Annotated in this window: 20 protein-coding genes, 1 pseudogene and 1 riboswitch; of the genes and pseudogenes, 14 read left to right on the forward strand and 7 right to left on the reverse strand. The window is 74.2% G+C overall.

The window, feature by feature from the left end; genetic code table 11:
- Positions 1-195 precede the first annotated feature (195 nt).
- The 4 genes from D1J60_RS02330 to D1J60_RS02345 all read left to right on the forward strand — a co-directional run bounded on the left by D1J60_RS02330 (position 196) and on the right by D1J60_RS02345 (position 5,443).
- On the forward strand, positions 196-1,620 hold the full coding sequence (locus D1J60_RS02330) for an amidohydrolase family protein (protein ID WP_241253108.1): 1,425 nt from the start codon (positions 196-198) through the stop codon (positions 1,618-1,620).
- A 259-nt stretch (positions 1,621-1,879) separates the two neighbouring features.
- On the forward strand, positions 1,880-3,262 hold the full coding sequence (locus D1J60_RS02335) for a uracil-xanthine permease family protein (RefSeq protein ID WP_241253109.1): 1,383 nt from the start codon (positions 1,880-1,882) through the stop codon (positions 3,260-3,262).
- A 31-nt stretch (positions 3,263-3,293) separates the two neighbouring features.
- Complete coding sequence (locus tag D1J60_RS02340; RefSeq protein ID WP_206436467.1) at positions 3,294-4,736, forward strand: amidohydrolase family protein; 1,443 nt, start codon at positions 3,294-3,296, stop codon at positions 4,734-4,736.
- On the forward strand, positions 4,733-5,443 hold the full coding sequence (locus tag D1J60_RS02345) for a sulfite exporter TauE/SafE family protein (protein ID WP_125819926.1): 711 nt from the start codon (positions 4,733-4,735) through the stop codon (positions 5,441-5,443). The genes D1J60_RS02340 and D1J60_RS02345 overlap by 4 nt, the downstream gene beginning before the upstream one ends.
- On the opposite strand, the gene D1J60_RS02350 is transcribed toward D1J60_RS02345, so the two are convergent.
- A complete protein-coding gene (locus D1J60_RS02350) occupies positions 5,427-6,500 on the reverse strand; it encodes a LacI family DNA-binding transcriptional regulator (protein WP_125819927.1) in 1,074 nt (357 codons plus the stop codon). The genes D1J60_RS02345 and D1J60_RS02350 overlap by 17 nt on opposite strands.
- A gap of 224 nt (positions 6,501-6,724) precedes the next feature.
- Here D1J60_RS02350 and D1J60_RS02355 point away from each other — a divergent pair, with 224 nt between their 5' ends.
- Positions 6,725-7,507, forward strand: a complete 783-nt coding sequence (locus tag D1J60_RS02355; RefSeq protein WP_164720818.1) for a lysophospholipid acyltransferase family protein — start codon at positions 6,725-6,727, stop codon at positions 7,505-7,507.
- Positions 7,508-8,115: 608 nt separating this feature from the next.
- Here the strand turns inward: D1J60_RS02355 and D1J60_RS02360 are convergent.
- The gene (locus tag D1J60_RS02360; RefSeq protein WP_277607491.1) at positions 8,116-9,360 is read right to left on the reverse strand and encodes an FAD-dependent oxidoreductase; all 1,245 of its coding nucleotides are present in this window, start codon (positions 9,358-9,360) and stop codon (positions 8,116-8,118) included.
- A 371-nt stretch (positions 9,361-9,731) separates the two neighbouring features.
- On the opposite strand from D1J60_RS02360, the gene D1J60_RS02365 reads away from it, so the two are divergent.
- The gene (locus D1J60_RS02365) at positions 9,732-9,950 is read left to right on the forward strand and encodes a hypothetical protein (protein WP_125819929.1); all 219 of its coding nucleotides are present in this window, start codon (positions 9,732-9,734) and stop codon (positions 9,948-9,950) included.
- A 222-nt stretch (positions 9,951-10,172) separates the two neighbouring features.
- On the opposite strand, the pseudogene D1J60_RS37870 reads toward D1J60_RS02365, so the two are convergent.
- Together D1J60_RS37870 and D1J60_RS02375 are read right to left on the reverse strand one after the other, a co-directional pair.
- Positions 10,173-10,289 (reverse strand): annotated as a pseudogene (locus tag D1J60_RS37870) (DJ-1/PfpI family protein); the annotation flags it as partial.
- A gap of 226 nt (positions 10,290-10,515) precedes the next feature.
- Positions 10,516-11,517: a LacI family DNA-binding transcriptional regulator gene (locus D1J60_RS02375; RefSeq protein WP_125819930.1), complete on the reverse strand. Its 1,002-nt coding sequence runs from the start codon at positions 11,515-11,517 to the stop codon at positions 10,516-10,518.
- 166 nt (positions 11,518-11,683) lie between these two features.
- On the opposite strand from D1J60_RS02375, the gene D1J60_RS02380 reads away from it, so the two are divergent.
- The 3 genes from D1J60_RS02380 (at position 11,684) to D1J60_RS02390 (ending at position 13,962) form a co-directional block, all read left to right on the forward strand.
- Positions 11,684-12,631 (forward strand): nitrilase-related carbon-nitrogen hydrolase, encoded by a 948-nt coding sequence (locus tag D1J60_RS02380; RefSeq protein WP_125819931.1) that lies wholly within the window; start codon positions 11,684-11,686, stop codon positions 12,629-12,631.
- 114 nt (positions 12,632-12,745) lie between these two features.
- A riboswitch (cobalamin riboswitch) is annotated at positions 12,746-12,831 on the forward strand.
- 60 nt (positions 12,832-12,891) lie between these two features.
- On the forward strand, positions 12,892-13,119 hold the full coding sequence (locus tag D1J60_RS02385) for a CbtB-domain containing protein (protein WP_125595074.1): 228 nt from the start codon (positions 12,892-12,894) through the stop codon (positions 13,117-13,119).
- Positions 13,120-13,131: 12 nt separating this feature from the next.
- Positions 13,132-13,962, forward strand: coding sequence for a CbtA family protein (locus D1J60_RS02390; protein WP_125819932.1), 831 nt, complete (start codon positions 13,132-13,134; stop codon positions 13,960-13,962).
- 70 nt (positions 13,963-14,032) lie between these two features.
- Here D1J60_RS02390 and D1J60_RS02395 read toward each other — a convergent pair whose 3' ends face one another.
- From D1J60_RS02395 to D1J60_RS02405, 3 genes are read right to left on the reverse strand one after another with little or no spacing between them, the layout of a single operon-like run.
- A complete protein-coding gene (locus D1J60_RS02395; protein WP_125819933.1) occupies positions 14,033-15,232 on the reverse strand; it encodes an MFS transporter in 1,200 nt (399 codons plus the stop codon).
- 45 nt (positions 15,233-15,277) lie between these two features.
- Positions 15,278-16,585, reverse strand: coding sequence for a DegT/DnrJ/EryC1/StrS family aminotransferase (locus tag D1J60_RS02400; protein WP_125819934.1), 1,308 nt, complete (start codon positions 16,583-16,585; stop codon positions 15,278-15,280).
- Positions 16,579-17,607, reverse strand: coding sequence for an NAD-dependent epimerase/dehydratase family protein (locus D1J60_RS02405; RefSeq protein ID WP_241253110.1), 1,029 nt, complete (start codon positions 17,605-17,607; stop codon positions 16,579-16,581). The genes D1J60_RS02400 and D1J60_RS02405 overlap by 7 nt, the downstream gene beginning before the upstream one ends.
- 902 nt (positions 17,608-18,509) lie before the next feature.
- Between D1J60_RS02405 and D1J60_RS02410 the strand changes: the two genes are divergently transcribed.
- The 5 genes from D1J60_RS02410 to D1J60_RS02430 all read left to right on the forward strand — a co-directional run bounded on the left by D1J60_RS02410 (position 18,510) and on the right by D1J60_RS02430 (position 25,541).
- Positions 18,510-19,997, forward strand: a complete 1,488-nt coding sequence (locus D1J60_RS02410) for a sugar transferase (protein ID WP_125595082.1) — start codon at positions 18,510-18,512, stop codon at positions 19,995-19,997.
- A gap of 73 nt (positions 19,998-20,070) precedes the next feature.
- Positions 20,071-21,387: a nucleotide sugar dehydrogenase gene (locus tag D1J60_RS02415; RefSeq protein WP_125595070.1), complete on the forward strand. Its 1,317-nt coding sequence runs from the start codon at positions 20,071-20,073 to the stop codon at positions 21,385-21,387.
- Positions 21,377-22,657 (forward strand): glycosyltransferase family 4 protein, encoded by a 1,281-nt coding sequence (locus tag D1J60_RS02420; protein WP_125819935.1) that lies wholly within the window; start codon positions 21,377-21,379, stop codon positions 22,655-22,657. Before D1J60_RS02415 ends, D1J60_RS02420 begins: the two co-directional genes overlap by 11 nt.
- Positions 22,654-24,027, forward strand: coding sequence for a Wzz/FepE/Etk N-terminal domain-containing protein (locus D1J60_RS02425; protein ID WP_125819936.1), 1,374 nt, complete (start codon positions 22,654-22,656; stop codon positions 24,025-24,027). The genes D1J60_RS02420 and D1J60_RS02425 overlap by 4 nt, the downstream gene beginning before the upstream one ends.
- Entirely contained in the window at positions 24,024-25,541 is a 1,518-nt protein-coding gene (locus tag D1J60_RS02430; protein WP_125819937.1) for a Wzz/FepE/Etk N-terminal domain-containing protein, read from the forward strand. Before D1J60_RS02425 ends, D1J60_RS02430 begins: the two co-directional genes overlap by 4 nt.
- Positions 25,542-25,544 lie beyond the last annotated feature (3 nt).

Consider the following 25,544-nt stretch of genomic DNA (forward strand, 5'->3'; position numbering starts at 1 on the left):
CCCGGGCCCCGCGGGGACCGTGCGATGGAAAAAGTTTTCCACCGGCGCCTATCGAATGCCCGTGCGCTGGGAATGCTGCGGGTAATCTCCCGCCCCGGCCCGGCGCCCCCTCCCGGCGTCGCTCCGTCCCGGCATCCCGTTCAGCGCCCCGCCCGGGCGGGCCTTCCGTTCTGAGCCCTCGGGAGGCACCACGCCATGCACTCGGCCCCCACGAAGCCCTCGGCCCCCAGCCGCCGCGATCTCCTCGCCAGCCTCGGTCTGGCCGCCGCGGCCCCGCTCGTCCTCGGCGCCGCGCCCCGCCGCGCACCCCTCGACCAGCTCTCGCCCGCCGCCCGGGGCGGCCGTACGGTCCTGCTCCGCGGGGCCTCCCTGGTGCTCACCATGGATCCCGCCCTCGGCAGCGGTCCCCTCGGCGCCGTCGGCGACGCGGACGTGCTGATGCGGGACGGCGCCATCGCCGCCGTCGGCCCGGCGCTGCCGACACCGCCCGGTGCCCGGGTGGTGGAGGTCCCGGGCAGGCTGGTGATGCCCGGGTTCGTCGACACCCACAACCACCTCTGGCAGGCGGCGATCCGGGGCGGGTGCACCGACCGGGACCTGTTCGGCTGGTTCCGGGGGTGTACGGATCCCCTGCGCGGGCGCCTGACCCCGGCGGACCTCCACAGCATCGTGCGGCTCGCCGCCCTGGACGCCGTCCAGTCGGGCGTGACGACGCTGCTGGACTGGGTGGACATCTTCTCGTACGACCTGATCGAGAGCTACGTGCGGGCGCTGGCCGGCACCGGGCTGCGGTTCACGTACGCCATGTACCCGCCGGCCCCGGACGCGGTCCTGCTCACGAAGGTGAAGCGGGAGCTCGTCGACCCGCTGCCGCTCGCTTCCTTCCAGGTCGCCACGCACGCGGCGCGGGCCGCCGAGTCCCACAACCGCGCCCACTGGGAGGCCGCCCAGGAGCTGGGGGTGATGCTCAACTCTCATGTCCTGGAGCGGCCCGAGCAGCGCGCCGACGATCCCCTCGGGGTGCTCGCCGACATCGGCGCGATGGGCCCGCGGCTGCTGATCAACCACGCCGTCCACCTGACGGACGCGGAGATCGCCGCCGTCGCCGGGCACGACGTGCGCGCGGCCCACTGTCCGCTCAGCAACATGCGGCTGGCCTCCGGCATCATGCCGCTGTCCGACCTGGCGGGCCGGGGCGTCAAGGTCGGGCTCGGGCTGGACGGCGGGACCAACGACAGCTCCGACTTCCACGCGCTGATGAAGGCCGCCGTCGGCCTCCAGCGCGTCCGCACGACCCGGGCGGGGGTCTTCCCGCAGGTGTCCGACGTGCTGCGGATGGCCACCCTGGGCGGCGCCGAGGTGCTCGGCATCGAGGACCGGGTGGGCTCCCTGACCCCCGGCAAGCGGGCCGACGTCGTGGTCGTCGACCCGGCCGCGCTGAACTTCGCGCCGCGCTTCGACTGGGTCGGGCAAATCGTCTTCAACGGGCGGCCCGAGAACGTCGAAGCCGTTTTCGTGGACGGACGCGCGCTCAAGCTCGGCGGCCGGCTGGTCGGCGTCGACACCCGGCGCGTCGTACGGGAGGCCGAGGCGGCCGCGACCCGCCTGCGTACGGCCTGACCTGCGGGACGGGGTCTCCCGACGGCTCCCGACGGGCCCCGACAGTCTGCTTTCCGGCGTTCCCCACGGCTTCCAAGTAGGCGGGGAAGCCGGGGCGTTGTCCTCGCCGAGACGGATGGAATCGGTGAGTCCGCAACCCTTGACGGGGTTTCACGGGCCCTCACATACTGACGGCCAAATCGATTTGGCCCCTTCGATCCGGCTCCCTTGCGAGCCGGATCGCGGCCGAACGCCGGAGCGAGCCGAACGGAGCTCGAACGTGTCCAGTCCCAGCACTCTCCCCCACCCCGTGGACCAGTCCCGCCCACTGAGCCGGATCCTCCTGTTCGGTGTCCAGCACGTCCTCGTCATGGCCGCCACCCCCGTCTCGGCGATCTTCCTGATGAGCGCCACCCTCCACCTCGACCCCGGCCTCACCGTGAACCTGCTCTCGGCGGCCTTCGTGCTCTCGGGGGCCGGCTCGCTGATCCAGTCGCTCGGCCCCTGGAAGTTCGGGCCCCGGCTGCCGTTCGTCATGCTGCCCGGCGGGGCCCCGCTGATCCTGTTCCTGGCCATCGCCGAGGAGCACGGCGTACGCACCGCCACCGGAGCGGTGATCATCAGCGCGGCGTTCTACTTCGTCGTCCTGCCGGTCTTCTCCCGCCTGCTGAGGTTCTTCCCCACCCTGGTCATCGGCACGATGATCGTCATCGTCGGCGTCAACCTGGTGAAGGTGGGCGCGCTGCTCGTCACCGGCCGCCCCGGGACTCCCGGCTTCGCCGACCCCGCGAACCTGGCGCTGGGACTCGCGACGATCGGCTTCACCGTCGCCCTCTACTGGCTGTTCAGCGGCGTCCTGCGGCAACTCGCGGTGATGCTGGGCCTGATCGCCGGCAGCCTGCTCGCCTTCGCCCTCGGACGGCTCGACTTCGGCGGGATCACCGACGGCGGGGTACTGAGCGCGCCCCAGCTGATGCCGTTCGGCACGCCCGAGTTCCACCTCGTCGCCGCGCTGCCCCTGATGCTGTACGGCCTGGCCTCCATGGCGGAGGCCACCGGGCAGACCGTCATCAACGCCGAGACCGTCGGCAAGGAGATCGACCGCCGCACGCACGTGCCCAGGACCATCCGCGGTGACGCCCTCGTCTCCCTGCTCGCCGGCTTCCTCGGGCTGCCGCTGATGGTGACCAGCGGCGAGAACATCGGCATCGTCCGGGTGACCGGCGTCCGCAGCCGGTTCGTCACCGCGGCCGCCGGGGTCGTGCTCATCGTCATCGGCTTCCTCGCCCCGGTGATCCGCGCCATCAGCGTCATCCCGTCCGCCGTCGTCGGCGGCACCGCCATGGTGGTCTTCGCGGTCATCACCGTGCTCGGCGTCCAGATGCTCGGCAGGGCCGGACTCGACCGGCACTCCCACGCCTTCATCTGCGCCGTCGCCCTCGCCCTGGGCCTGCTGCCGATCCTCGTCCCCGGCGTCTACGCGGGCCTGCCGTCCGGCGCGCGGATCCTGCTCGAAAGCGGCGTCGCCGTGGGCGCGTTCACCGCCGCCGTCCTCAACGTCCTCTTCCACCACGTCAGGCCCCGGCTGTCCGCCGGCCGCACCGCACGGCCCGCGCACTCCCCCGTCGACGCCGGCGGCCCCCGCCCCCTGCCCCATGCGTGACCCGTACGCGAAGGACGAGATGACCCACCCCATGAGCCGTGACACCGCCGGCACCACACCCTGCTCCCCCGCCGCGCAAGCCCCGCTGACCGCGTCCCGGCTGACGGCGGACGTACAACTCCTGGCACCCGCCCTCGTGATGACGCCCCAGGGCCCCGTGGAGCGGTACGCGGCCGTCGTCGCCGACGGCTCCTTCCTCGCCGTCGGGCCGGCCGCCCGGCTGGAACGCGAACATCCGGACCTGACCCCGGTCCGGCTGCCCGGGCACGTGCTGATGCCGGGCTTCGTGGACGCGCACCACCACCTGACGCAGAGCTTCGGCGCGGCGCTGGCCTTCGGCGAGCCCTCCGAGATCTTCAGCCGCGTGTGGGTCCCCCTGGAGGGCGCCCTGGACGAGGAGTCCGCGCACGTCGCCGCGAAGCTGGCCGCCCTGGAATCCCTGCGGGGCGGGTTCACCACCGTCGCCGACGCCGGCACCCGGGCCCCGGTGGACGTCGACGCCCTGGCTCGCGCCACCACCGAGGCCGGCATCCGCTGCGTGCTCGGGCTCGTCTGCAACGATGCCGACGGCACCGCGCGCACGGACCGCACCGCCGTCCTGGCCGCCGCCGAGAAGCACCTCGCCCGGTACGCCGGCGCGGAGCTGGTACACCCGTCGCTGGCCGTCTCCGTCCCGGAAGCCGCCACCGCGAAGACCCTGCGGGACACCGCACGGCTCGCCGCCGAAGCGGGCGCCGTCGTCCAGGTCCACGTCAACGAACACCTCGCCGCCGTGGAACGCTCCCTCGTCCGGCACGGCCTGCGCCCCCTGGAGTACCTGCGCGAAGCCGGCGCCCTGGGACCGCAGTTGCTGGCCGCGCACGCCACCCTGGTCACCCCGGCCGAGCTGACCCTGCTCGCCGACACCGGCACCGCCGTGAGCTACAACCCGGTCGCCAGCGCCTGGAAGGGCAACGCCGTGGCACCGGCCACCACCATGGCCGAACGCGGGATCCGCTTCGGCCTGGGCACGGACGGCACCCGGGGCGACGCCTTCCGCCTCGCCGAGGCCGCCGAGTTCGCCCAGCGGCTCGCCTACGGCCTGGCCACCGGCGACTCGTCCTGCGGCGCCGGCTGGTCCTGGCTGGACCGCGGGGGCGCGGGCGGCGCCGACGCCGTCGGCCTCGGCGCGCTCACCGGCCGGATCGCCGCCGGGGCGGCCGCCGACTTCCTGCTCGTCGACGTGAGCGGGCCGGAGATGCGGGCGTCCTGGGACCTGCCCTGGGAGCTGGTCCGCCGCGGCAACCGCGACCAGATCACCGCGGTGTTCACGGCCGGCCGGCTGCGGATGTGGCGGGGCCGGGCCGTCGGCTGGGACGACCGCGCGCTCGTCGAGCGGGCGGCCGAGCTGGCCGCGGAGGTCGTCGGGCGGGCCCGGGTGACCCGCGTGCACCCCACCTCCACGCGCGCCCGGGCGGGGAGCGCCGCCCGGTGAGCGCCCAGGCGGTGGCGGTCCTCGCCCTGGTGGTGGCGGCCGCCGCGTTCGTCCAGGGCACCAGCGGCCTCGGGTTCGCGCTGGTCGTCGCACCGGTGGCCGGACTCCTCGACCCCTCCCTGCTCCCGGTGTTCGTCCTCGCGTCGATGATCCCGCTGAACGTGTACGTGGCCTGGCGCGAGCGGCGGTCCCTGGACCTGCGCGGAGCCGGCTGGATCACGGCGGCCAGGCTCGCGGCGACCCCCGGCGGGCTGGCCCTGCTCTGGGCCGTGCCGGAGCGGCGGCTCGGCCTGGTCGTCGGCGTGGCGACCCTCCTGGCGGCGGCCGTGAGCCTCGCGGCCCCGGCCTTCGTGCCCGGCCGCGCCGCCTATCTGGGGGCGGGGGTCGTCACGGGGCTCACCGAGACCGCGACCGGGGTGGGCGGGCCGCCGCTGGCCCTGGTCTACCAGCACCGTCCGCCGGCGGAGCTGCGGGCCACGGTCGCCCTGTGCTTCCTGATCGGCGAGGTGGTCTCGCTCGCCCTGCTCCTCGCGACCGGGCGGGGCACCCCGGCACAACTGGGCTGGGCCGTGCTGCTGTTGCCCGCCCTGGCGGCGGGGGCGTGGCTGAGCCGGCTGGCGCACCACCGGGTCGACGCCGCACGGATGCGCCCCCTGGTGCTCGGGTTCGCGCTCGTCTCCGGTGCCGTGCTCATCCTGGCGCCGTGAGGCGCAGCGACGAGGCCCGCGCCACGAGACGGGGCTCGGGCGGCGCCGCGACGGCGGCCTGCGCACCGCGCAGCCGTGCCAGGAGCAGTTCCACCGCGTCGGTGGCCGCCCGGTCCAGCTGGAGGTCGACGGCCGTGAGCGGGGGTTCGCAGGTACGGGCGCGCGGGCCGTCGTACCGGGTGGCCACCAGCACGTCCTCGGGGACGCGCCGGCCGCTGTCGCGGATCGCGCGGACGGCGCCGGCCGCGAAGACGTCCACGAGGGCGCAGACCGCGTCGGTCCGCGGGTGTTCGGCCAGCAGGGCGGCGCAGGCGTCGTAGCCGGCCTGCTCGCCGCCCTCCTCCGGGGCGGTGACGACGACGGGCGGCCAGCCGCCCGCGGCCGCGGCCGCGGCGCGTTCGTACGCGGCGCGGGCGTCGACGGAGGAGTGCCGGCCGCCCGCGCCGATGAGGAGCGCCGGACGGCGGGCGCCCTGGTCGCGCAGGTGCCCCAGCAGCAGTTCGGTGACCGGGCCGCCGCGCAGGTCGACGTACGGGGCGTCCGCGGGCGCGGACACCTCGCGGCCGAGCGCCACGTACGGCAGGCCCCGCTCGCGCAGCTGTGTGACGGCCGGGTCGTCCTCGCCGGGCTCGACCACGATCGCGCCGTCGATGTCGAGGGAGTGCAGGGCCGATCCGGACCGCACGGGCGGGACCAGGACGAGCGCGTAGCCGTGGGTCATGGCGCGTTCGGCCGCGGCGGCGGCGATCTCCATGTAGAACCCGAGCCGGGAGGGGCCGGCGGCCACCGAGAAGGGCATGGAGGAGGCGAGCGCGATGGCCTTCGCCTGGCCCTGGCGCAGCCGCTGGGCCCGCAGGTTGGGCCGGTAGCCGAGTTCGGCGGCGGTCCGCTTGACGCGTTCGCGGGTCCGGGGGTCGACCTTGCCCAGCCCGTTCAGCGCGTGGGACACGGTGGTCGGGGACACCGACGCGGCCCGCGCGACGTCGGCGATCGTCGGCGGCCGTCGGCGGGAGCCCTCGGCGGGAGCGGCGCCGGGACCGGAACCGGGACTGGACATCTGCGCGGGGCTCCTCACTCGATCGGCCGGGACGGTGCCATCTTCGCCGACCCGCCCGGCGTCCTCCAGACCCGGCGGCGGGGTAAGGATCGAACGAAGAGCCGAATGCCGGATCCGGGCGGTCCTCGTGATCAAACGGCCGCCTGACCCGTTCACCGTGAAAGCCCATGTCACGAGGGCGACTTGGCAATGCCGACCATGACGGTGAAGGAAGAGGGGCGTTCGTGTCCGAGAGTCTGGCCGATGTCATCGAGGTGGCCGGGGGCGAGCTCCGTTTCCTGCGGGGGCTCCTCGCGGACGCCGGGGAGAACGCCTGGGAGCGGCTGCTCGAGTGGCTGATGGACGACTGGTTCCGGCTGGACGTCCTGGGTCTGGAGAACATTCCCGCCGACGGGCCGGCCGTGCTGGTCTCCAACCACTCCGGTGCCTGGGGGCTGGACGCGTTCGTCCTGCAGAAGGCCCTCGTCCGGTCGCTGCGGCGGTCCTTGCACGTGCTCGCCGCGCCGTTCGTCTTCGGCCTGCCGGTGCTGGGTCCCTACGCCGCGAGGAAGGGGGCCGTGCCCATCGATCCGAGGGCGGCGATGCAGCGGCTGGGCGACGGTGAGCTGATCGCCGTGTTCCCGGAGGGCGTCGCCGGGCTGGAGAAACCGTTCCGCGAGCGCTACCGGCTCCAGCCGTTCAATCCGGGGTTCGCGGTCGCGGCCCTGCACACCGGGGCGCCGATCGTGCCGGTCGGCGTCGTCGGCGCGGAGGAGTCCTCCCCGAGGATCGGGGAGGTGCCCGCGCTGGCGAAGCTGCTGCGGGTGCCCTACTTCCCGCTGACCTCGCCCTTTCCGCTGCCCGCGAAGTGGCTGATCACCATCGGGGAGCCGATCGTCCCGCCGGAGCGGCCCCGGGGATTCGGCGCCCGGTCCGAGGCCGCCCGGCTGCTGTGCTCCGAGGTGCGGGACACGGTGCAGGAGATGGTCGAGCGGGAGCGCGCGCGGCGGGACTCGCTCGTGCGGTAGCCCGGTCAGCCGCCGAGGCGGCGGGCGGCCGCGCATGCGTACGGGCGGCGGGCACCGCGGCCCCGCCGGCCCGGCCGCGCACCAGGCCGGCGGCCACGGAGCCCGGTTCCGGGTCGGCGAGGCAGGGGGCGGTCCTGCGGGCCAAGGCGGCCGCACGGCGTCCGTACGCGGGGCTCCCCGCGGCCGCGGCCGTGCGTACCAGCACCTCGCTGGCAGGGTGTCGTCGGCCGCGGCCGCACCGGCGACGACGCGGCGGGCGGTGCGCAGCAGGCCGGGCCTCAAGGTCTCCCAGGGCACGGTGTGGTCGTCCCGGCGGGCGTCGCGGGCCACCCGTTCCGGTTCCTCGGCCGGCGGTCCGGCGAGGGCGGCGGAGGGGACGGGGCCGCCGGGTGGGGTTCCCGGTCGCCTGTGACGTCACGTGCCGACCTCTCGTCGCATGACCGCTGTCCGCGACGCATGGTGGCACCGGACGACGGCGCCTCCGGCGCACCGGGGGCGCACCTCGGCGCACGGTCCGGGGCCCGCCGCGCCGTACGCCCCGCCGGCACTGGGCTGCGGGCGCCCGCGGTCCGCCCCGCGGCCCGTCGGGGAAGGGGGATGACGGGGGGTCAGCGCAGGGACTCCCGCGGCGGCCGCTCCCGCAGGGCGCCGTAGCCGATGAAGTAGGCCGGGACGCGGTTCAGCCAGCGGGACTCCGTGATCAGCTCCGTCATGCGCTTGGCGCGGCGGGGGTCGCCGAAGGCGGTCTCGCCGGCCAGCAGGGGTTCGATGACCTGGGCGTGGGCCAGGCGCTGGAGGCCCTGGGTCAGCACCGTGGTGGGCCAGCGGCGCAGTTGCACGCGGCGGACGTCGTGCAGCCCCACGGTGCCCGCGCGCAGCGGGCGCACCAGGTGGCGGGCGGCGGCCACCGCGTCCTGGACGGCCAGGTTGATGCCGATGCCGAAGACGGGAGACATGGCGTGGGCGGCGTCGCCGATGCACAGCAGCCCGGGGCGGTGCCAGCGGCGCAGCCGGTCGAGCCGTACGTCGAGCAGCTTGACCTCGTCCCAGGAGGTGACGGCGCCGGCCCGGTCGGCCAGCCACGGCGCGGCGTCCGTGAAGCGGGTCATGAAGCGCTCCAGCCCCTCCGCGCGGCGTGCGGTGTCCGTGCCCTTGGGGATGAGTGCCGCGCACTGCCAGTAGTCGCCGCGGTCGATGAGGGCGGTGAAGAAGCGGTCGCCCAGGGCGCCGACGAGCCCGCTGGGGTCGTCCTCCTCGCGCGGCAGGCGGAACCACCAGGCGTCCATGGGGCAGGGGAAGCCCTCCAGGCCGAGTTCCGACAGGGCCCGGGCGAGCGAGCCGCGGCCGTCGCAGGCCACGGTGAGGGTGGCCCGCAGTTCGCCGGTGCGGCCGTCGGCGGTGCGGTAGCGCACACCCGTGACCCGTCCGCGTTCGACGAGGAAGGAGGTCGCGCCGGTTTCCATGCGCAGCCGGAAGGAGGGTTCCTTGCGGGCTTCGTCGGCGAGCAGGTCGAGCAGGTCCCACTGGGGCACCATCGCGATGTAGTTGTACTTCCCCGGCAGCGCCGCGATGTTCCCCACGGTGACCAGTGACCGGTCCTGCCCGAGGGGCAGTTGGACCGAGGAGACCCGGCGCTGCGGCAGCCGGGCGAAGCGTTCGGCGAGGCCGATGTCGTCCAGGAGCGAGAGGGTCGAGGGGTGCACGGTGTCGCCGCGGAAGTCGCGCAGGAAGTCCCCGTGTTTCTCCAGCACCGTCACCTCGACCCCGGCCCGGGCCAGCAGCAGCGCCAGCACCATGCCGGCCGGTCCGCCCCCCACCACACAGCACGTCGTGCGTTCTCCAGCAGCGGCCACAGCAGCACACCCCTTCGCCTTCGCGGTCCTTCCGGCGGGCCCGAGGAGACGTATACCGCACGGTGGCGGCCCTCCGGCCGGTGACGCGCGCCGCGTCCCCCGTTCCCGAGGTGACGACCCACACGCAGGTGACTAGCATGGACAGGAGACGGCCGCCATCGCGGGAACGGGCCTTTCGCCCGCGGTGATTCACGCGGCCCGGGGAACGCGCGATCCAGCCCCCATGGTCCGCGGCTCGAACAGCCGCGTTGACGGCGGACGCACCCTGCGCACATCCATCCCACAAAGGCAGAACTCCGTGCTGGAACGGAAGAAGGCCGAAGGCGTTCCGCGCCGCACGGGCGGCGCGGTGACGAGAAGGGTTTCGAACCATGCGTGCACTGAGAGTGAAGCAGCTCTTCGCGGCTTCCGCGATCGCGGCCCTGATGGCGGGCGGCGCCGTCGGAGCAGCGGGTACGGCCTCGGCGGCGGTGCCCACTCACTCCGTCGCCTATGTGACCGGCGGCGGTTGGGACGACGACGACGACCACGGCGGCTGGTACGACGACGATGACGACTGGGGCGGAGGGTACGACGACGACGACTGCTGACGGGTGACCGCCCGCGGGGCTGCGCGGACCGCCGTAACGACGGGCCGCGCCGCCCCTTGCCCGCGTGCGGGAGGGGTGCCACCGGGTCCACGCGGTCCCGCGGGCCTCGTACTCGCGCATGGCCTCGACGGCGGTCGCCGTGTCCGGGCCGAGTTCACGGCGTACGAGCCACAGGGCGAGTTCCAGTCCCGGGGTGATGCCGGCGGCCGTGACGAGGTCCCCGTCGTCGACGACGCGGGCGTTCTTCAGCACGCCGCCCTGCTGTTCGAGGTCCGGCCGTGCCTTGTGGTGGGTGGTGCAGGGCCTCCCGCGGGTGGGTCCCGCGGCGGAGAGCAGCATGACGCCCGTGCACACAGGGCGCTGACCGTCAGTCCGGCGCGGGGCGCCGCGCCCAGGGGCGCGCGGCAAGGTGCCGCGGCGGATCCCGGCCCGGACGCTGGGGTCCTCGTGGCGGGCGTAGCCGCCGCCCGGGACGACGAGGACGTCCGCCGCGTGCGGGGCCCAGCCGTGGTCGACGGATGCGGGTGCCGTACGACGCCTGGACGGTTTCCCGCACCGCGGGCCGTCAGGTCCCGAGCCGGGTGGAGGCGCGGGTCTCCAGCGCCCAGTCGTGCCGCCGGAGGGTGTCGGCCGGGGTCCGCCCGGCGAGGACGTCGCACAGCAGGTCGGCACAGGACCTGCCGTACGCGGTGGGGCGGAGGTCGATCGCGGTGACGGGCGGGTCGCAGCTGCGGGCGGCGACGCCGTCCACGCAGGAGGCGACCTGGAAGTCGCGGCCGACGGTCCGGCCGAGGCCGGCCGCGGCGCGCAGCACCCCGGGGGCCGCGCCGTCGGGGGCGCAGATGACGGCGTCCACGGCCGGATCGGCGGACAGCAGGGCGCGGGTGCGCTCGCCCGCCTGGGCCGGGGTGGCGGCGAAGGGAACGGTGTGGACGGTGACGGGGATCTTGTGCGCCGTGCTCCAGGAGGCGGCGGCCGTCCGCAGCGCCTGGGCCCAGGCGGAGGTGGCCTCGGGGGCGAGCAGGGCCGGGGCGTGGGCGCCGCGGCCGTGCACGTGGTCGAGGAGCGCGGTGAGCGAGGCGGCGTTGTCGCAGACCACCGCCGCGGTGGGGGTGGGGGTGTGCCCGGGGTAGCGCTCGCCGGTGACGACCGGGACTCCGGCGGCGAGCAGGCCCGGGACGGCCGGATCGCCGGTCTCCGGGTCGATGACGAGGAGGCCGTCCACCCGGGAGGCGAGGGGCCCGTGCGCCGCGGCCGCCGAGCCCAGGAGGACCACGTCCAGGCCCTCCTCCTGGGCGCGCTCGACCGCCCCGAAGGCGAGGTTCATGTAGTAGTCCAGCCGGGTCGCGGTCTGCGGGAGGTACAGGCCGACCGCTCCGGTGCTGGCCCGGCGCAGGCGGCGGGCGGCGCTGTTGGGGCGGTAGCCGAGCCGGTCCGCGGCCTCGCGCACGCGGTCGCGGGTGGCTCCGGCCACCCGCCCGGACCCCTGGAGGGCGTCGGAGGCGGTGCTCTTGGAGACGCCTGCCGCACGGGCGACGTCGAACAGGGTCACGGTACGGGCGGTCACGGTCCCGCATTCTAGGCGCCCTGGACCGGACCTTGCCGGAACGTTCCGGCACGGTTTACATTCACCCCTGCCGGAACGTTCCGGCAGGCCCTTGCCCGGCATCCTGACTGAATTCTCAGTCAGGACCCCCCGGTGAACCGACGACCCTCCCGAAGGCGGACCACGCATGCCCGGCTACTCAGTCCTCACCTCCTACGGATCCCCGCTCGGCTCCCCCGGCCGGACCCGGCCGGCCGAGCGCGAGGTCCTGCGCGTCGGGCTCGTCCAGATGCGCTGGCACGCCGATCCGGCCGAGCACGACGACCACCTGCGCGAAGGCGTCGCGCTGGCCGCCGCCCAGGGCGCCCGGGTGGTGTGCCTGCCGGAGCTGACCCGCAGCCCGTACTTCTGCAACACGGACGACCCGATGGCCGACGGTGCCGAGCGCTGGCTGGAGGACGTCGAGACCGGCCCCACGGTCCGGCTGGCCACCGAGCTGGCCACCGGGCTCGGCATCACCGTCCACGCCTCCCTCTACGAGCGCGCGGAGGACGGCGGCCTCGGCTACAACACGGCCGTCTGCGTGGACTCCGGCGGCGAGCTCATCGCCCGCACCCGCAAGAACCACATCCCGGCGTTCCCCGGCTACCGCGAGGACCTCTGCTTCCGGCCCGGCGACAGCGGCTTCCCGGTCGTCGCCCACCAGGGCGCCCGCTTCGGCTTCCCGACCTGCTGGGACGAGTGGTTCCCGGAGCTCGCCCGCGCGTACTCGCTGGCCGGCGCGGACATCCTCGTCCACCCCACCGCCATCGGCTCCGAGGTGGACCTGCCGGACTTCGACACCCGCCCCCTGTGGGAGCACGCCATCAGCGCCAACGGGCTCGCCAACGCCCTGTTCGCCATCGTCCCCAACCGCGTGGGCACCGAGGGCCGCTCCGTCTTCTACGGCTCCTCGTTCATCTCCGACCCCTACGGCCGGGTCATGCTCCGCGCGCCGCGCCACACCCCGGCCGTCCTCGTCGCGGACCTCGACCTCGACCAGCGCCGCGACTGGCTGGAGTTCGGCCTGATGCGCACCCGCCGCCCCGAGCTGTACGGCACCCTCACGGAGCTGACCGGTCCGCGGGCGCGGTGAGGGCCGTCCCGCGGGCCGGACGGCCCGTGTGATCAGCGACTCATCCGCTTGGTGGGAGGGCCCGCGGGGTTGTAGCGTCACGGCGACATAAAGACATAGCGACGACGGCGAGACGGAAGTCCGGTGTGAATCCGGCATGGTCGCGCCACTGTGTGCTGCGACGGCACCCCCCTCGGGGTGGCGGCCGCGGCGAGTCAGACCCTCGGACCGTCGTAACGCACCACCACATGGGACGCGTTGTTCCCCAAGGAGGTTCCCCCATGGCCGAGGCTCTCGCTTCCGCTGCCGTATCCGCCCCCGCTCTCTCCCCGTCCGCGCCGCTGCCCGTCAAGGCCGTCCTGCCCTGGGCGCTGTTCGTCGGCCTGCTGATGCTCGTGGCCCTGTACTTCGTCGGCGCGGAGCAGGGTGCCACCGCCGTGTTCTCGGGCGAGGCCGTCCACGAGTGGGTGCACGACGGACGCCACCTGCTCGGTTTCCCCTGCCACTGAGAGGCGCGCACCATGTACGCCTCCACTGTCAGAGGTCTGCTGGTCCGCGGCATGCTCGCGGGCCTGATCGCGGGTCTGTTCGCCTTCGCCGTCGCCTACGTGGTCGGTGAACCCCCCGTGCGGGGGTCCATCGCCGTCGAGGAGGCGGCGGCCGCCAAGGAGGCCGCTCCCGCGGCCGGCCACGCCGGTCACGGCGGCGGTGGCGACGTCCCCGCCGCCGAGGAGGAGGAAGAACTCGTCAGCCGGCCCGTGCAGTCCACCGTCGGTCTCGCCACCGGCGTGCTGGTCTACGGGGTCGCGCTGGGCGGCATCGCCTCCCTCGCGTTCTCCTTCGCCCTGGGCCGGGTGGGCCGGTTCAGCCCCCGGGCCACGGCCGCCCTCACCGCCGGGGGCGCGTTCACGCTGGTCTACCTGGTGCCGTTCCTGAAGTACCCGGCGACCCCGCCGGCCGTCGGGAACCCGGACACCATCGGCCAGCGCACCACGCTGTTCTTCCTGATGATCCTGCTCAGCGTCCTGCTGGGCGTCGGCGCGATCGTCCTGGGCCGGCGTCTGGCGCCGCGCCTGGGCAACTGGAACGCGACCCTGGCGGCCGGGGCGGGCTTCGTCGTCGCCACCGGGCTGGCCTTCCTGGTGCTCCCGGACAACACCGACGCCGTCAAGGCGGAGTTCCCCGCGGCCCTGCTGTGGGACTTCCGGGTCGCCTCGGTGGCCGTCCAGCTCGTGCTGTGGGCCGTGTTCGGGATCGTCTTCGGGATCCTCGCCCAGCGCCTGCCGGCCCTGCGCGCCGATGCCGCCGGCACGGAGGCGGCGGCCTCCCGCCCGGCATCGGCCCTCGTCTGAGCGCACGCCGAACGCACCCTGAGCCCTGCCGCCCCGGACCTCCGGGGCGGCAGGGCTCGGTCCGTGGGGCTCAGGGGCGGTGCAGGCGGGGGGCCAGGGCCGCCATCACCGCCATCAGCGCGGGCAGCACCAGCATCGCCCAGCGCAGCGTCGTCGCCTCCGCCAGGGCACCGATGACCGGGGGGCCCGCGAGGAAGCCGACGTAGCCCACGGCCGAGACGGCGGCGATGGAGGAGCCGGTGCGGCCGGGCCGCAGGGCGGCCGCGTGGGCGAAGACGAGGGGGATGACCGCGGCCATGCCCAGACCGAGCAGGGTGTAGCCGACGAAGCCCGCCGCGGTCGTCGCGGCGAGGACCGGGATCAGGGCGCCGGTGCCCGCCACCACGGCGCACAGGAACGTGAAGCGGGCCGTGCCGAGGCGGGCCCGCAGCCGGTCGGCGGTGAGGCGGCCGACGACCATGCCCGCGGAGAAGACGGCGTACCCCAGGCCGGCGGCGCCCGCCGACGCTCCCGTCTCCTCCTTCAGGTAGACGGCCCCCCAGTCGTTGACGACCCCCTCCCCCATCAGGGCGCAGAACGCCACGAGCCCGGGGATCCACAGGCCCGGCCCGGGCAGGGCCAGCAGGGGTCCGGTCCCGGACGGCCGCCCATTCCGCCGCGGTTCGGGGGCGAGGGCCGTGGCCGCCGTCGCCGCGACCGCCAGCAGGACGAGGGCGGTCACGGTGAAGTGCGCCCGGATGCCGACGCCGGCGGAGGCGGCGAGGCCGCCCGCCGTGGCGCCGGCGATGCCGCCGAGGCTGAACATGGCGTGGAAGCCGCCGAGCACGGGGCGTCCGTAGGCGCGTTCGACCAGGACGCCCTGGGTGTTCATGGCGACGTCGACGGCCGTGTTGCCGCAGGCGAAGACGGCCAGGGCCGCCGTCAGTACCGCGAGGTCGGGAACGAACGGCAGGCTCGCGAGGGCGCCCAGGTAGGCGGCCATGCCGGTGCACAGCACCGTACGGCTGCCGTACCTGGCCACCAGGCCGCCGACCAGCGGCAGCCCCACGAAGGCGCCGCCGCTCAGGCCGACGAGCGCCACGGCGAGTTCCCCGGCGGACAGGTCCAGCCGGCTCTGGACGCCGGGCACCCGGGCGGCCCAGGTCGCGAAGGCCGCCCCGGTGACGAAGAAGACCGCGCAGACGGCCAGCCGCATCGTCCGCGGGCGCGGGCTCCGGGCGCGGCCGGGCGGCACCGTGCGTCCGCCCGCGGTCTCGGGCTCGTTGCGCATCTGCGTCCGTCCCCTTGTCGTTCGTGTGCTGTCCGTCCCGGCCCGTCAGTGCGCCGGGCCGGCGGTCCGCCGGGTCAGGGCGACCAGCCCGTCCCGTTCCTCGACAAGGACCTTGTACAGGACTTCGGCGTAGCGGTGCATCGTCGTCACGTCGTTGGGCGGGCCGAAGGAGCTGAGGCTCTGTCCGAGGACGAGGCGGCGCAGGCAGACCTCCTCGCTGACGGGGTACTGCGCCGGGTCGTAGTGGTGGCCGGGGCGGGCGTGCCCACAGCTCCAGGGGCAGCCGCGGCCGTAGCCGCGGAGCTCCTGGAACAGGGTCTGTCCGGGTACCGGCTGCGGCTGCCAGCGCGTGATGTGCAGGCCTTCGGCGTTCACCGCCCGGGCGAGGGCGTCGCGGAAGGCGGCGACGGGGAGGCCGTCGAGGCCTAGTTCCTCGGGCGTGACGAGCAGCGGGTAGAAGAAGTACACGTGCGTGCGGTCCTCGGGGACGACAGGCGTGCGGATGCCGGGTACGCCGGCCAGGGCCCGCGTGAGGGCGGCCCCGTTGGCCTGCCGTACGCGGGACATCCGCGGCAGGCGGGTGAGCTGGGAGCGGGCGAACGCGGCGGCGAGGACGTCGATGCGGTAGTTCCAGCCCATGATGCGGGCGTTGTAGTCGCGGCTCTGGCCGGGGAGTTCCTCGCCGAACATCAGCACCCGCCGGGCCAGGCGGTGCTGTTCCTCGTCGCGCGTGGCGAACAGGCCGCCCTCACCGAGGGCGGAGAGGGTCTTGGAGCCGTTGAGGCTGGCGCCGCTGAGGGTGCCGAGGGAGCCGACGGGGCGGCCCCGGTACTCGGCGCCGTGCGCCTGGGAGGCGTCCTCGATGAGGACGAGGCCGTGCCGGTCCGTGATCGCCCGCAGGGCGTCGTAGTCGGCGGGCAGGCCGTTGAGGTCGACGGCGACGACGGCGCGGGTGCGGTCGGTGATCCGCTCCTCGATCCGGGCGGGGTCGATGTTGAAGGTGGCAGGGTCGGTGTCCACGAACACCGGGATCGCGTTGGCCTGGAGCACGCAGGAGGCCGAGGCGAGGAAGGTGTCGGCCGGCACGAGCACCTCGTCGCCCGGCTCGACGCCCGCGGCGGCGATCGCCATGTGCAGGGCGGCGGTGCCGGAGTTGGCCGCGAGGACGTGGGGCATGCCGGTGTACTCGGCCCAGGCCTCTTCCAGGTCGCCCACCGTGCGCATGGGCCAGTGCCACGGGGCCGCCCCGTCCATCGCGTCGAGCACGGCCTTGCGGTCGGCGTCCGTGATGTGCGGCCAGGGGGCCGCCTCGTGCGGGGAGAGCAGCGGTGTACCGCCGTCGACGGCTAGCACGTCCTGGCCTCCAGGCTCCGGCGCGCGGGGGCCTCCCGGCGGAACACCGCCCTGGCGGTGGGGAGTTCGGGGAAGCGTCCGAGCAGGCCCGCCAGCCGGGTGAGGCCCTCGGCCAGGGTGATCCGCGGGGCGAAGCCGAGCGCTCGCAGCCGGGTGGTGTCGGCGAGGAGCGTGAAGCTGTCGGCGAGGCTGGAGGGGTCGGCGTCCAGCAGTGCGGGGCGGCCGGTCGCCGTCCCCACCTCCGCGGCCAGCTCGCGCATGGAGACGGCGGTGCCGGTGCCCAGGTTGTAGGTCCCGCCGTCGGCGCCCCGGTCGGCCAGGGTGATCAGCGCCCGGCAGAGGTCCTCGACGTGGATGAAGTCGCGGCGCTTGCGGTCGATGTCGCCGACCACGGGGATGGGCTGCTCGTTGAGGTGCCAGCGCAGGAACTGCGAGACCTCTCCGCCCGCCCGGCGGGGGTCTTCGCCCGGGCCGTAGACCACGAAGGACCGGCCGGTGACGACGGGCAGTCCGGCGGTGGCGTGCAGGCTGCGCAGGGTCAGCTCGCCGGACAGCTTCGAGGCGCCGTACGGGAGGAAGGGCAGGGTGGGGTGGTCCTCGTGGATCGGGCTGCGGCGCGGGGTGCCGTAGACGATGGCGGAGGAGAGGTAGACCAGGCGGCGCGCCCCGAGCTCCAGGCAGGCGTTGCCGACGTTGCAGGTCGCGAGGGCGTTGAGGTGGAAGTCGCGGCGGGGGTCGGCCACCGACTCGGTGCCGCTGGCGTTGCCGGCGAGGTGGAACACGGCGTCGGCGCTGCGCAGCGCCAGGAGCGTCTCCCCGTAGTCGCGCAGGTCGGCGCGGACGTGGCGGACGCCGGGCAGTTGCGCGAGGCCGGCGGGAAGCGGGGCGTGGTCGACGACGGTGACCTTCCGGGACAGCCGGCTGAGGGCCGTGACGAGGTGCCGGCCGACGAAACCGGCTCCGCCGGTGACGGCCACCTCCTCGTAGGGGCTTTCGGGTGTGTCGGGGCCGTGGTGGTGCACGATCACTCCATTCGGGGTCCGGCGTGGTCCAGCGGGGGCCGGCGGATCCGGGGCGAGGGGAATGGCGGGAACGGGCGGGCGCCGGGCCGGGGTCACGCGGGGCGCGCACGCCCGCCGCCGTGCACCCCGTGTGCGCCGGGCCGGAGTGCCGTCCGGCGCCGGTCCGGGGACCGCGGTGCCGCTCACACACCTGATCGGTGACCGGCCCAGCCAGTGCACCACGCCTCCTCCCGGCCGGCGCAAGGGGTGCCGGGCAGAGTGGCCGAGACCGCCTCCCGTCCGGCGGCGGGGCGGCGAGAAGAGCGGAGCTGGTCCGTTTCCGCCCCCGCCGAGGGCGGAAGGAGGGCCTCCGCCCAAACCGGAAGCAGGGGGCGCACCGTTGCGCGAGGGCGCCCGGATGGCCGGTTCGGCGGGCTTGACCTGGGGGGACGGGAGATGCTCCACAGCGGGGAAACCCCGCGCGACCACCGATCCGTGGAACCCGTCTGAAGGTATGAACACGAATTTCACACATCTGCTCTTCATACCGGGCCGCCATGGTCTAGATTGACCGTGCTTCAGCTGTTCGTACACGAGCAACCAGTAAACGATCTACAGGTCAGGCGCTACGGAAAGCTGGCAATCACGCCCCCCGGCACGATGCGTGGGGGATGATCAATTACCGGGGCCCGGGAAAGGGCCTTGGGTGCGGGGGAGCACCCGAGGTTTCGGCGGGTTCTCGCGCACGTCGCAAGTCTGGCGGGGCACGTCCGTTCGCTGCCGCCGGGGTGGGTTGTCCAAGCAGTTCCAGACGGCCGGGCGGGGATCCCGGGGAGGAACGGCGCGGTCGGGAGGCGGGGGCCTCCCGGCGGAGCACGTGATTGGCGAAAACACGTCGTACCACTGGGGACCTGGGGGGTTCTGTGCGGCAAGGGGGATTAGTCAGCCCGTTCCCGTCTGCGCGCGGGGGGCGTCTGGCGAACGGGGCGATCAGCCGTCCCGCGAGTGACTGGGAGCAGCGGTACCGGCGTACCGTGATCACCAGCGATACCGTGGCCACCGCCCTGGTGGTGGCGTCCATCGGCAACTTCTTCGGGGCTCGTGACGCGGCCAACTGGCACGAGAAATGGGGAATTCTCGCATTCGGCACCGAACTTCTGGTATTGGCCGCACTGGCCGTCAACCGGTCATGGGTTCCGGCGGTTCTCGGCCAGGGTGCCGAGGAATTCCGCCGACTCGGCCGCTCCTTGTTCACGGCGACCGTCTTACTGGCGCTCGGCGGGATCGCCCTCGCCTCGCGCAACATCAAACTCTGGATCTTCGTCGCGATCCCAGCGATCGCCCTCGTCACCATGACCACCCGGTATCTTCTGCGCCTCTGGCTGCACAAACAGCGGAAAGAGGGGCAGTGCCTGCGACCGGTGCTCGCCGCCGGCAGCCCGGCCACCCTGCACGATCTGATCACCCGAACCCGCAAGTTCCCGCACCTCGGCTGGCGGGTGGACGCGGTGTGCACGACGGACGGTCTCGGGCTCGACGGAGACGGTGACCAGCTGGACGGCGTACCCGTCGTCGGCCGGCTGGCCGACGTGGCCAACCACGTCCGGCGCGACGGCTACCGCGTCGTCGCGGTCACCCCGGACCCGCACTGGTCGCCGGACCGGCTCCAGCGGCTGGCCTGGAACCTGGAGGGCAGCGACGCCGAGATGGTCGTGGCCCCGGTGCTGATGGAGGTGGCCGGACCGCGGCTGCACGTGGACGCGGTGCTGGGCATCCCGCTGCTGCGGGTCAGCATGCCGATCTTCACCGGCGGCCGCCGGGCCGTCAAAGAGGTGGTCGACCGGGTGGGCGCGGCGGTCCTGCTGATGCTGTTCGCGCCGCTGATGGTGTTCGTCGCGCTGCTGGTGGTCGCGGACAGCCGGGGCGGGGCCGTGTACCGGCAGCGCAGGGTCGGCAAGGACGGACGCGAGTTCACCATCCTCAAGTTCCGCACCATGGTCGCCGACGCGGACCGGGTACGGGCCGAGCTGGCCGACCGCAACGAGGGCGCCGGCCTGCTGTTCAAGCTCCGCCGGGACCCGCGGGTGACCCGGGTGGGAACGGTGCTGCGCCGGTACTCGATCGACGAACTCCCGCAACTGTTCAACGTGTTGACGGGATCGATGTCGCTCGTCGGTCCGCGGCCCCCGCTGCCGGAGGAGTCCGCCGAATACGGTCCGGACATCCGGCGGCGGCTGCTGGTCAAGCCCGGGCTCACGGGCCTGTGGCAGATCAGCGGACGCAGTGACCTGTCATGGGAGGAGGCGGTCCGGCTGGACCTGCGGTACGTGGAGGACTGGTCGCTCGCGCTGGACACAGTGATCTTGTGGAAGACGCTGCGTGCGGTGGTCTACGGGCAGGGGGCCTATTGATGCGCGGGAGTCCTCGTCGGGCAGACGCGCGGACCGCAGGCCGTGGGGGCCTGCGTGGGGGGAGGAACGAGTCATGAGGGTCAGTGTTTTCGGGCTCGGCTACGTGGGCTGCGTCTCGGCCGCGTGCCTGGCCGAGCTGGGCCACGAGGTCATCGGGGTCGACGTCAGCCAGGTGAAGGTGGACCTGGTCAACGACGGCAAGGCTCCGGTGGTCGAGGAGCGGATCGGCGAGCTCATCGCCGGCGTCGTGCGGACGGGGGCCTTGCGCGCCACCGGTGACGTCCGCGAGGCGATCATGGAGAGCGAGGTGTCGCTGGTCTGTGTGGGCACCCCGTCGGAGCCCAACGGCAGCCTGTGCACCACGTACCTGGAGCGGGTCACCGAGCAGATCGGCACGGCCTTGGCCGAGCGGGGCGGGCGGCACACCGTGGTGTTCCGCAGCACCATGCTCCCGGGCACCTGCCTGGACCTGCTGCTGCCGATCCTGGAGAAGTCCGTCGGCGGCACGGCCGGAGTGGAGGTCGGGGTCGCGGTCAACCCGGAGTTCCTCCGCGAGGGCACCAGCGTGCGGGACTTCTTCGACCCGCCGAAGACCGTCATCGGCGAACTGGACCCGGCGAGCGGTGACGTGGTGGCCGCGCTGTACGAGGGCCTGCCCGGCGAGGTGTTCCGGGTCCCGGTCCCGGTGGCCGAGGCGATCAAGTACGCGGACAACGCGTTCCACGGCCTCAAGATCGGGTTCGCGAACGAGCTGGGCGCGGTGTGCCGGGCGCTCGGGGTCGACTCGCACCAGGTGATCGACGTGTTCCTGGCGGACCGGAAGCTGAACATCAGCCCGGCCTACCTGCGGCCCGGCTTCGCTTTCGGCGGCTCCTGCCTGCCCAAGGACCTGCGCAGCCTGGTCCACGCGGCACAGCGGGCCGACGTCTCCGTACCCATCCTCTCCCACGTGCTGCCCTCCAACTCCGACCACCTGCAACGCGCGGTGGACCTGGTGGAGCGCACCGGCAAGCGCCGGGCGGGCCTGTTCGGGCTGTCCTTCAAGCCCGGCACCGACGACCTGCGCGAGAGCCCCCTCGTCGAACTGGCGGAGCGGCTCTTCGGCAAGGGCTACGACCTGAAGATCTACGACGCCAACGTGAGCCTCTCCCGGCTCCTCGGCGCGAACCGCGAGTACATCGAGAACCGGCTGCCGCACCTCGCGCACCTGCTCGCCGACTCCGTCGACGAGGTGCTCGACCACGCCGAGGTGTGCCTGGTCGGGTCCAGGGACCCGGACGTGCTGTCGGCACTGCCGCACGGCGACGGACCGGTGATCATCGACCTCATCCACCTTCCCGACGCCGACGCGCGCCGGACCGAACCGGGGTACGTGGGCCTTGCCTGGTAAGACGACGCGTGGTGCGGCCGGCAGCGGCCGCACCACCGGCCGGCGTGCGCTGGTCCTCGTGGAGAACCTGTCCGTGCCCTTCGACCGGCGTGTGTGGCAGGAGTGCACCACCCTGCGCGACGCCGGCTGGACGGTGGACGTCATCTGCCCGCGCGGGACCAAGCGGGACACCGAGCCGGAGGCCGAGATCGACGGGGTGCGGATCCACCGCTACCCGCTGCGCGCGGCCACCGGCGGACCGGCCGGCTACCTCAAGGAGTACGGATCGGCCCTGTGGCACACCATGCGGCTGGCCCGCAAGGTCGGGCCGGTCCACGTGGTCCACGCCTGCAACCCGCCCGACCTGCTCTTCCTGCCCGCCCTGTGGCTCAAGCGGCACGGAGCGCGGTTCGTCTTCGACCAGCACGACCTGGTCCCCGAGCTGTACCTGTCCCGCTTCGACCGCGGCGAGGACCTGCTCTACCGGGCCGTGTGCGCGCTGGAACGGCTCACGTACCGGGCCGCGGACGTCGTGCTCGCCACGAACGAGAGCTACCGGGACGTCGCGGTGCGCCGCGGCGGCCGGCGGACGTCGGACGTCTTCGTGGTGCGCAGCGCGCCCGACACCGACCGCTTCCACCCCGTGCCGCCCGAGCCCGGACTCAAGCGCGGCAAGCCCCATCTGCTGTGCTACCTCGGGGTCATGGGCCCGCAGGACGGGGTCGACTACGCGCTGCGCGCCCTGGCGAAGCTGCGCGACGAGGTCGGGCGCGACGACTGGCACGCGGTGTTCGTGGGCGGCGGTGACACCTTCGACGCGATGGTGGAGCTGTCCCGCCGGCTCGGGCTCTCCGAGCAGGTGCAGTTCACCGGGCGCGTCTCCGACGCCGACCTGGCGCGGTACCTGTCCACCGCGGACGTGTGCCTCTCCCCCGACCCGCGCAATCCGCTCAACGACGTGTCGACCATGAACAAGGTCCTGGAGTACATGGTGATGGGCCGGGCGATCGTCTCGTTCGACCTGAAGGAGGCGCGGGTCTCCGCCGGCGACGCCGCCGTCTACGCCCCCGCCAACGACGAGGGCGAGTTCGCCCGGCTCATCGCGCTGCTGCTGGACGACCCCGAGAAGCGGGCCCTGATGGGCAAGATCGGCCAGGAACGGATCAACGGGCCGCTCGCCTGGCGCAATTCGCAGGCCTCGCTGCTCTCCGCCTACGCCGCCGCCTGCCGTGACCGCCGTCCGGCGTCGGCGGGCTCCTCCGACGGCACGGGGAAGAGGCCGCGCCGTTGAGCGACGACACGATACGCCTGGTCACGATCGGGCGGATTCTCCGCCGGCGCTGGCGGCTGCTCACCGTCCTCGCCGTGGTGGGCGCACTCGTCGGCTACGGCACCTCCCTGCTGGTCCCACCGCGCTACACCGCCTCGGCCTCGGTCCTGCTGCCGGGGGCGTGGGAGGAGCGCGAGCTGCTGACCCAGGCGGAGATCGCGGCGAGTTCGGTGGTCGTGGACCGCGCGGCCGCCGCGCTCGGCTGGACCAAGGTCAGCCGCACCGAGCTGCGGGACCGGGTGAGCGCAAAGGCCGCGGACGGCAACATCATCAAGATCTCGGGCACGGCGGACACCCCGGAGCGCGCGCAGCGGCTCTCCGACCAGGTGGCGCAGCAGTTCGTGGCGTTCGCCGCGCGGATCTCGGGCGCCGACACCGACCCCGACGCGGCGGCGCGGCCCGAGGCGCTGCGGCAGCTGGTGACGCAGACCAGCCGCCGGATCACCGAGCTGGCGGACGCGGCCGGCCGGGGGCAGACCGTGGAGAGCGTGCAGACCCGTACCGAGCTGTCGAAGCTGCGCACCACGCTCCAGGAGGCCATCGACAAGCTGGACCAGGCCGACCCCGCCGCCAGCAAGGCCATCAAGGCCAACATGGTCGTCATGGGGCCGGCGCCCCGGCCCACCGGCGAGGCGCCGCCGACGAGGACGCAGCTCGTCGTCGCGGGGGCGGTGCTGTTCCTCCTCCTCGGGGTCGTCGGCCATCTCGCCGCCGCGCGGATGAACCGCCGGCCGCGCACCGGGGCGGAGATCGCCAGGGTGCTGGGCGCGACGGTGCTGGGCACCGTCGACGTGCCCGCGGAACGCCCCGGGGACCGGCCGCAGGACCGCGGACCGCGGGCCGGTGTCCGCCGGCTGCTCGGCCTCGACGTCCGGTGGGACCTGCCGGCGCCGCGCACGTCCGACGAGGCGGGCAGGCAGGTCCGCTACCGGCGGGTGCACGCCCGTCTGGGGGACGGGCTGCCGGCCCCCCGGCGGCTCCTGCTACTCGTCCCGGAGGGCGACGACAACGCCCTGCTCGCGGCCGGGCAGCTCACCGCCGGCACCGAGGGCGAGCCCCGGCTGCGGCCGGCGCAGGTGTCGGTGTCCCGGCCGATGGTCGCGGACCGCGAGGACGAGTCCGGTGCCGTCGTCGTGCTCAGCCCCGGCAGCTGGACCGCCGGGGAGCTCACCGGGATCGCCGAGGCGTGTGCGGACGCCGGGCACGAGATCGTCGGAATCGTCCTCGTCGGCACGGTCCGGGCCGGTGCGGCGGGGAAGGCCGGCCGTCGCCACGGGGCCGCCGCACCGGCACTGGCGGCCGGCGCCGACGCGACGGGAAGTTCAGGGTGACCATGAGTACGACTACGGAGCCGACGCACTCCGCTCCGCTGCTGGACCTGCAGACGCTCGTGGTGTCGGTGCGCCGGCGGCGCCGCCTGTGGAGCTCCCTGGCGCTGCTGGGGCTGTTCATCGGCGCGGCCGTGGCGGTGCTGCTGCCGCCACCGCCCACCGCGGTGGCCAAGGTGCTGGTGGCGCACCAGCAGGACCAGCCGAACGACCCCGGGACGCTGATCCGCACGGACGTCGCGCTGCTGCAGACCACGCGGATCGCCGAGCAGGCCCTGAAGACCCTGAAGTCCCCGGACAAGCCGGAGGACTTCATGAAGGACTACGCCGGCACCGGCCTGACCAACAACCTGCTCCAGATCGATGTGACCGGTACGAGTGACGCGCAGGCCGTGGCCCGTGCCAAGGCGCTGGCCGACGCGTTCGTGGCGGACCACGTGCGGCGGATCCGGGAGGCCGCGGAGGCCGAGTCCAAGACCCTGCTCGACCAGCGCGACCGGTTGCGGGAGGAACTGGACCAGGTCAACAAGGCGATTGGGAACGGAACGCCGGAGACCGGGCCGAAGGCGTCGGCGAACACCGAGTCGCTCTTCGCCCGCCGGGCCGAACTGACCGCCCGCATCACCGACTTCGGCCAGCGTGCCGCGGAGGCGCGGGTCGGCACGCCCCAGCTCATCGCCGGCACGCAGGTGGTGGACGCGCCGCGCGCGGTGCGGCACTCCCTGCCGAAGGCCGCCGCCACGGACGCCGCCATAGGTTTCGTCCTGGGGCTGGTCCTCGGGCTCGCGGTGGCCGCGGTCGGCGCGGTGGTGGCCGACCGTCCGGTGCTGCGCCGGGAGATCGCGGCGAACCTGGGGGCCTCCGTCATCACGGAACTCCCCCGCCGGTCGGCCGGCCGGCTGCAGCGGCGCGGCACCCGGGGGGCGCGCGAGCGCCTCACCGCGTCGCTGGCCCGCTCGGTACGCGGCTACGCCGAGCCGGTGTCGCTGCTGGAGCTGGGCTGCCCCCAGGCCGCGGCGCTGATCGCCCTCGATCTGGCCGCGGCCCTGGCGGCGGAGGGCCCGGTGTCGGTCGTCGACGGCCTGCCCGGGCTGCGGCTCACCCGGCACCGCCGCAGACCCGCGGAGCTGACGGTGCTCGGCGAGGACGCCCCGGCCCCGGCCGACGGGGAGCGCCGGTTCGGCGTGGGATCGGTCTCGCCCGGCACGGCGTGGACCGACCTCCAGTACCTCGGGACCCGGACCGTGCTCGTCGTCCGGGCCGGGCACGGCAGCGCCGCGTGGCTGCACACGGTGGCGCGGCAGCTCGCCGAGCAGCGCATCACGGTGCTCGGCGTGGTGCTGATCGACCCCGATCCGCGCGACCGGACCGACGGCACGTTGTGGGACGGGCAGCACACCGCGCTGCGCGGGCAGAACGGGCGGCCGGCCCGGGAGAACGGCACGAACGCGCGGCAGACGGAACGGCCGCCCGCGTGGGCGGCGCACGTTCCGGACAGCGACCAGGAGGCACGGTAGGAC

The organism is Streptomyces sp. W1SF4, from assembly GCF_003950035.1.
In the GTDB taxonomy this organism is placed as follows: domain Bacteria; phylum Actinomycetota; class Actinomycetes; order Streptomycetales; family Streptomycetaceae; genus Streptomyces; species Streptomyces racemochromogenes.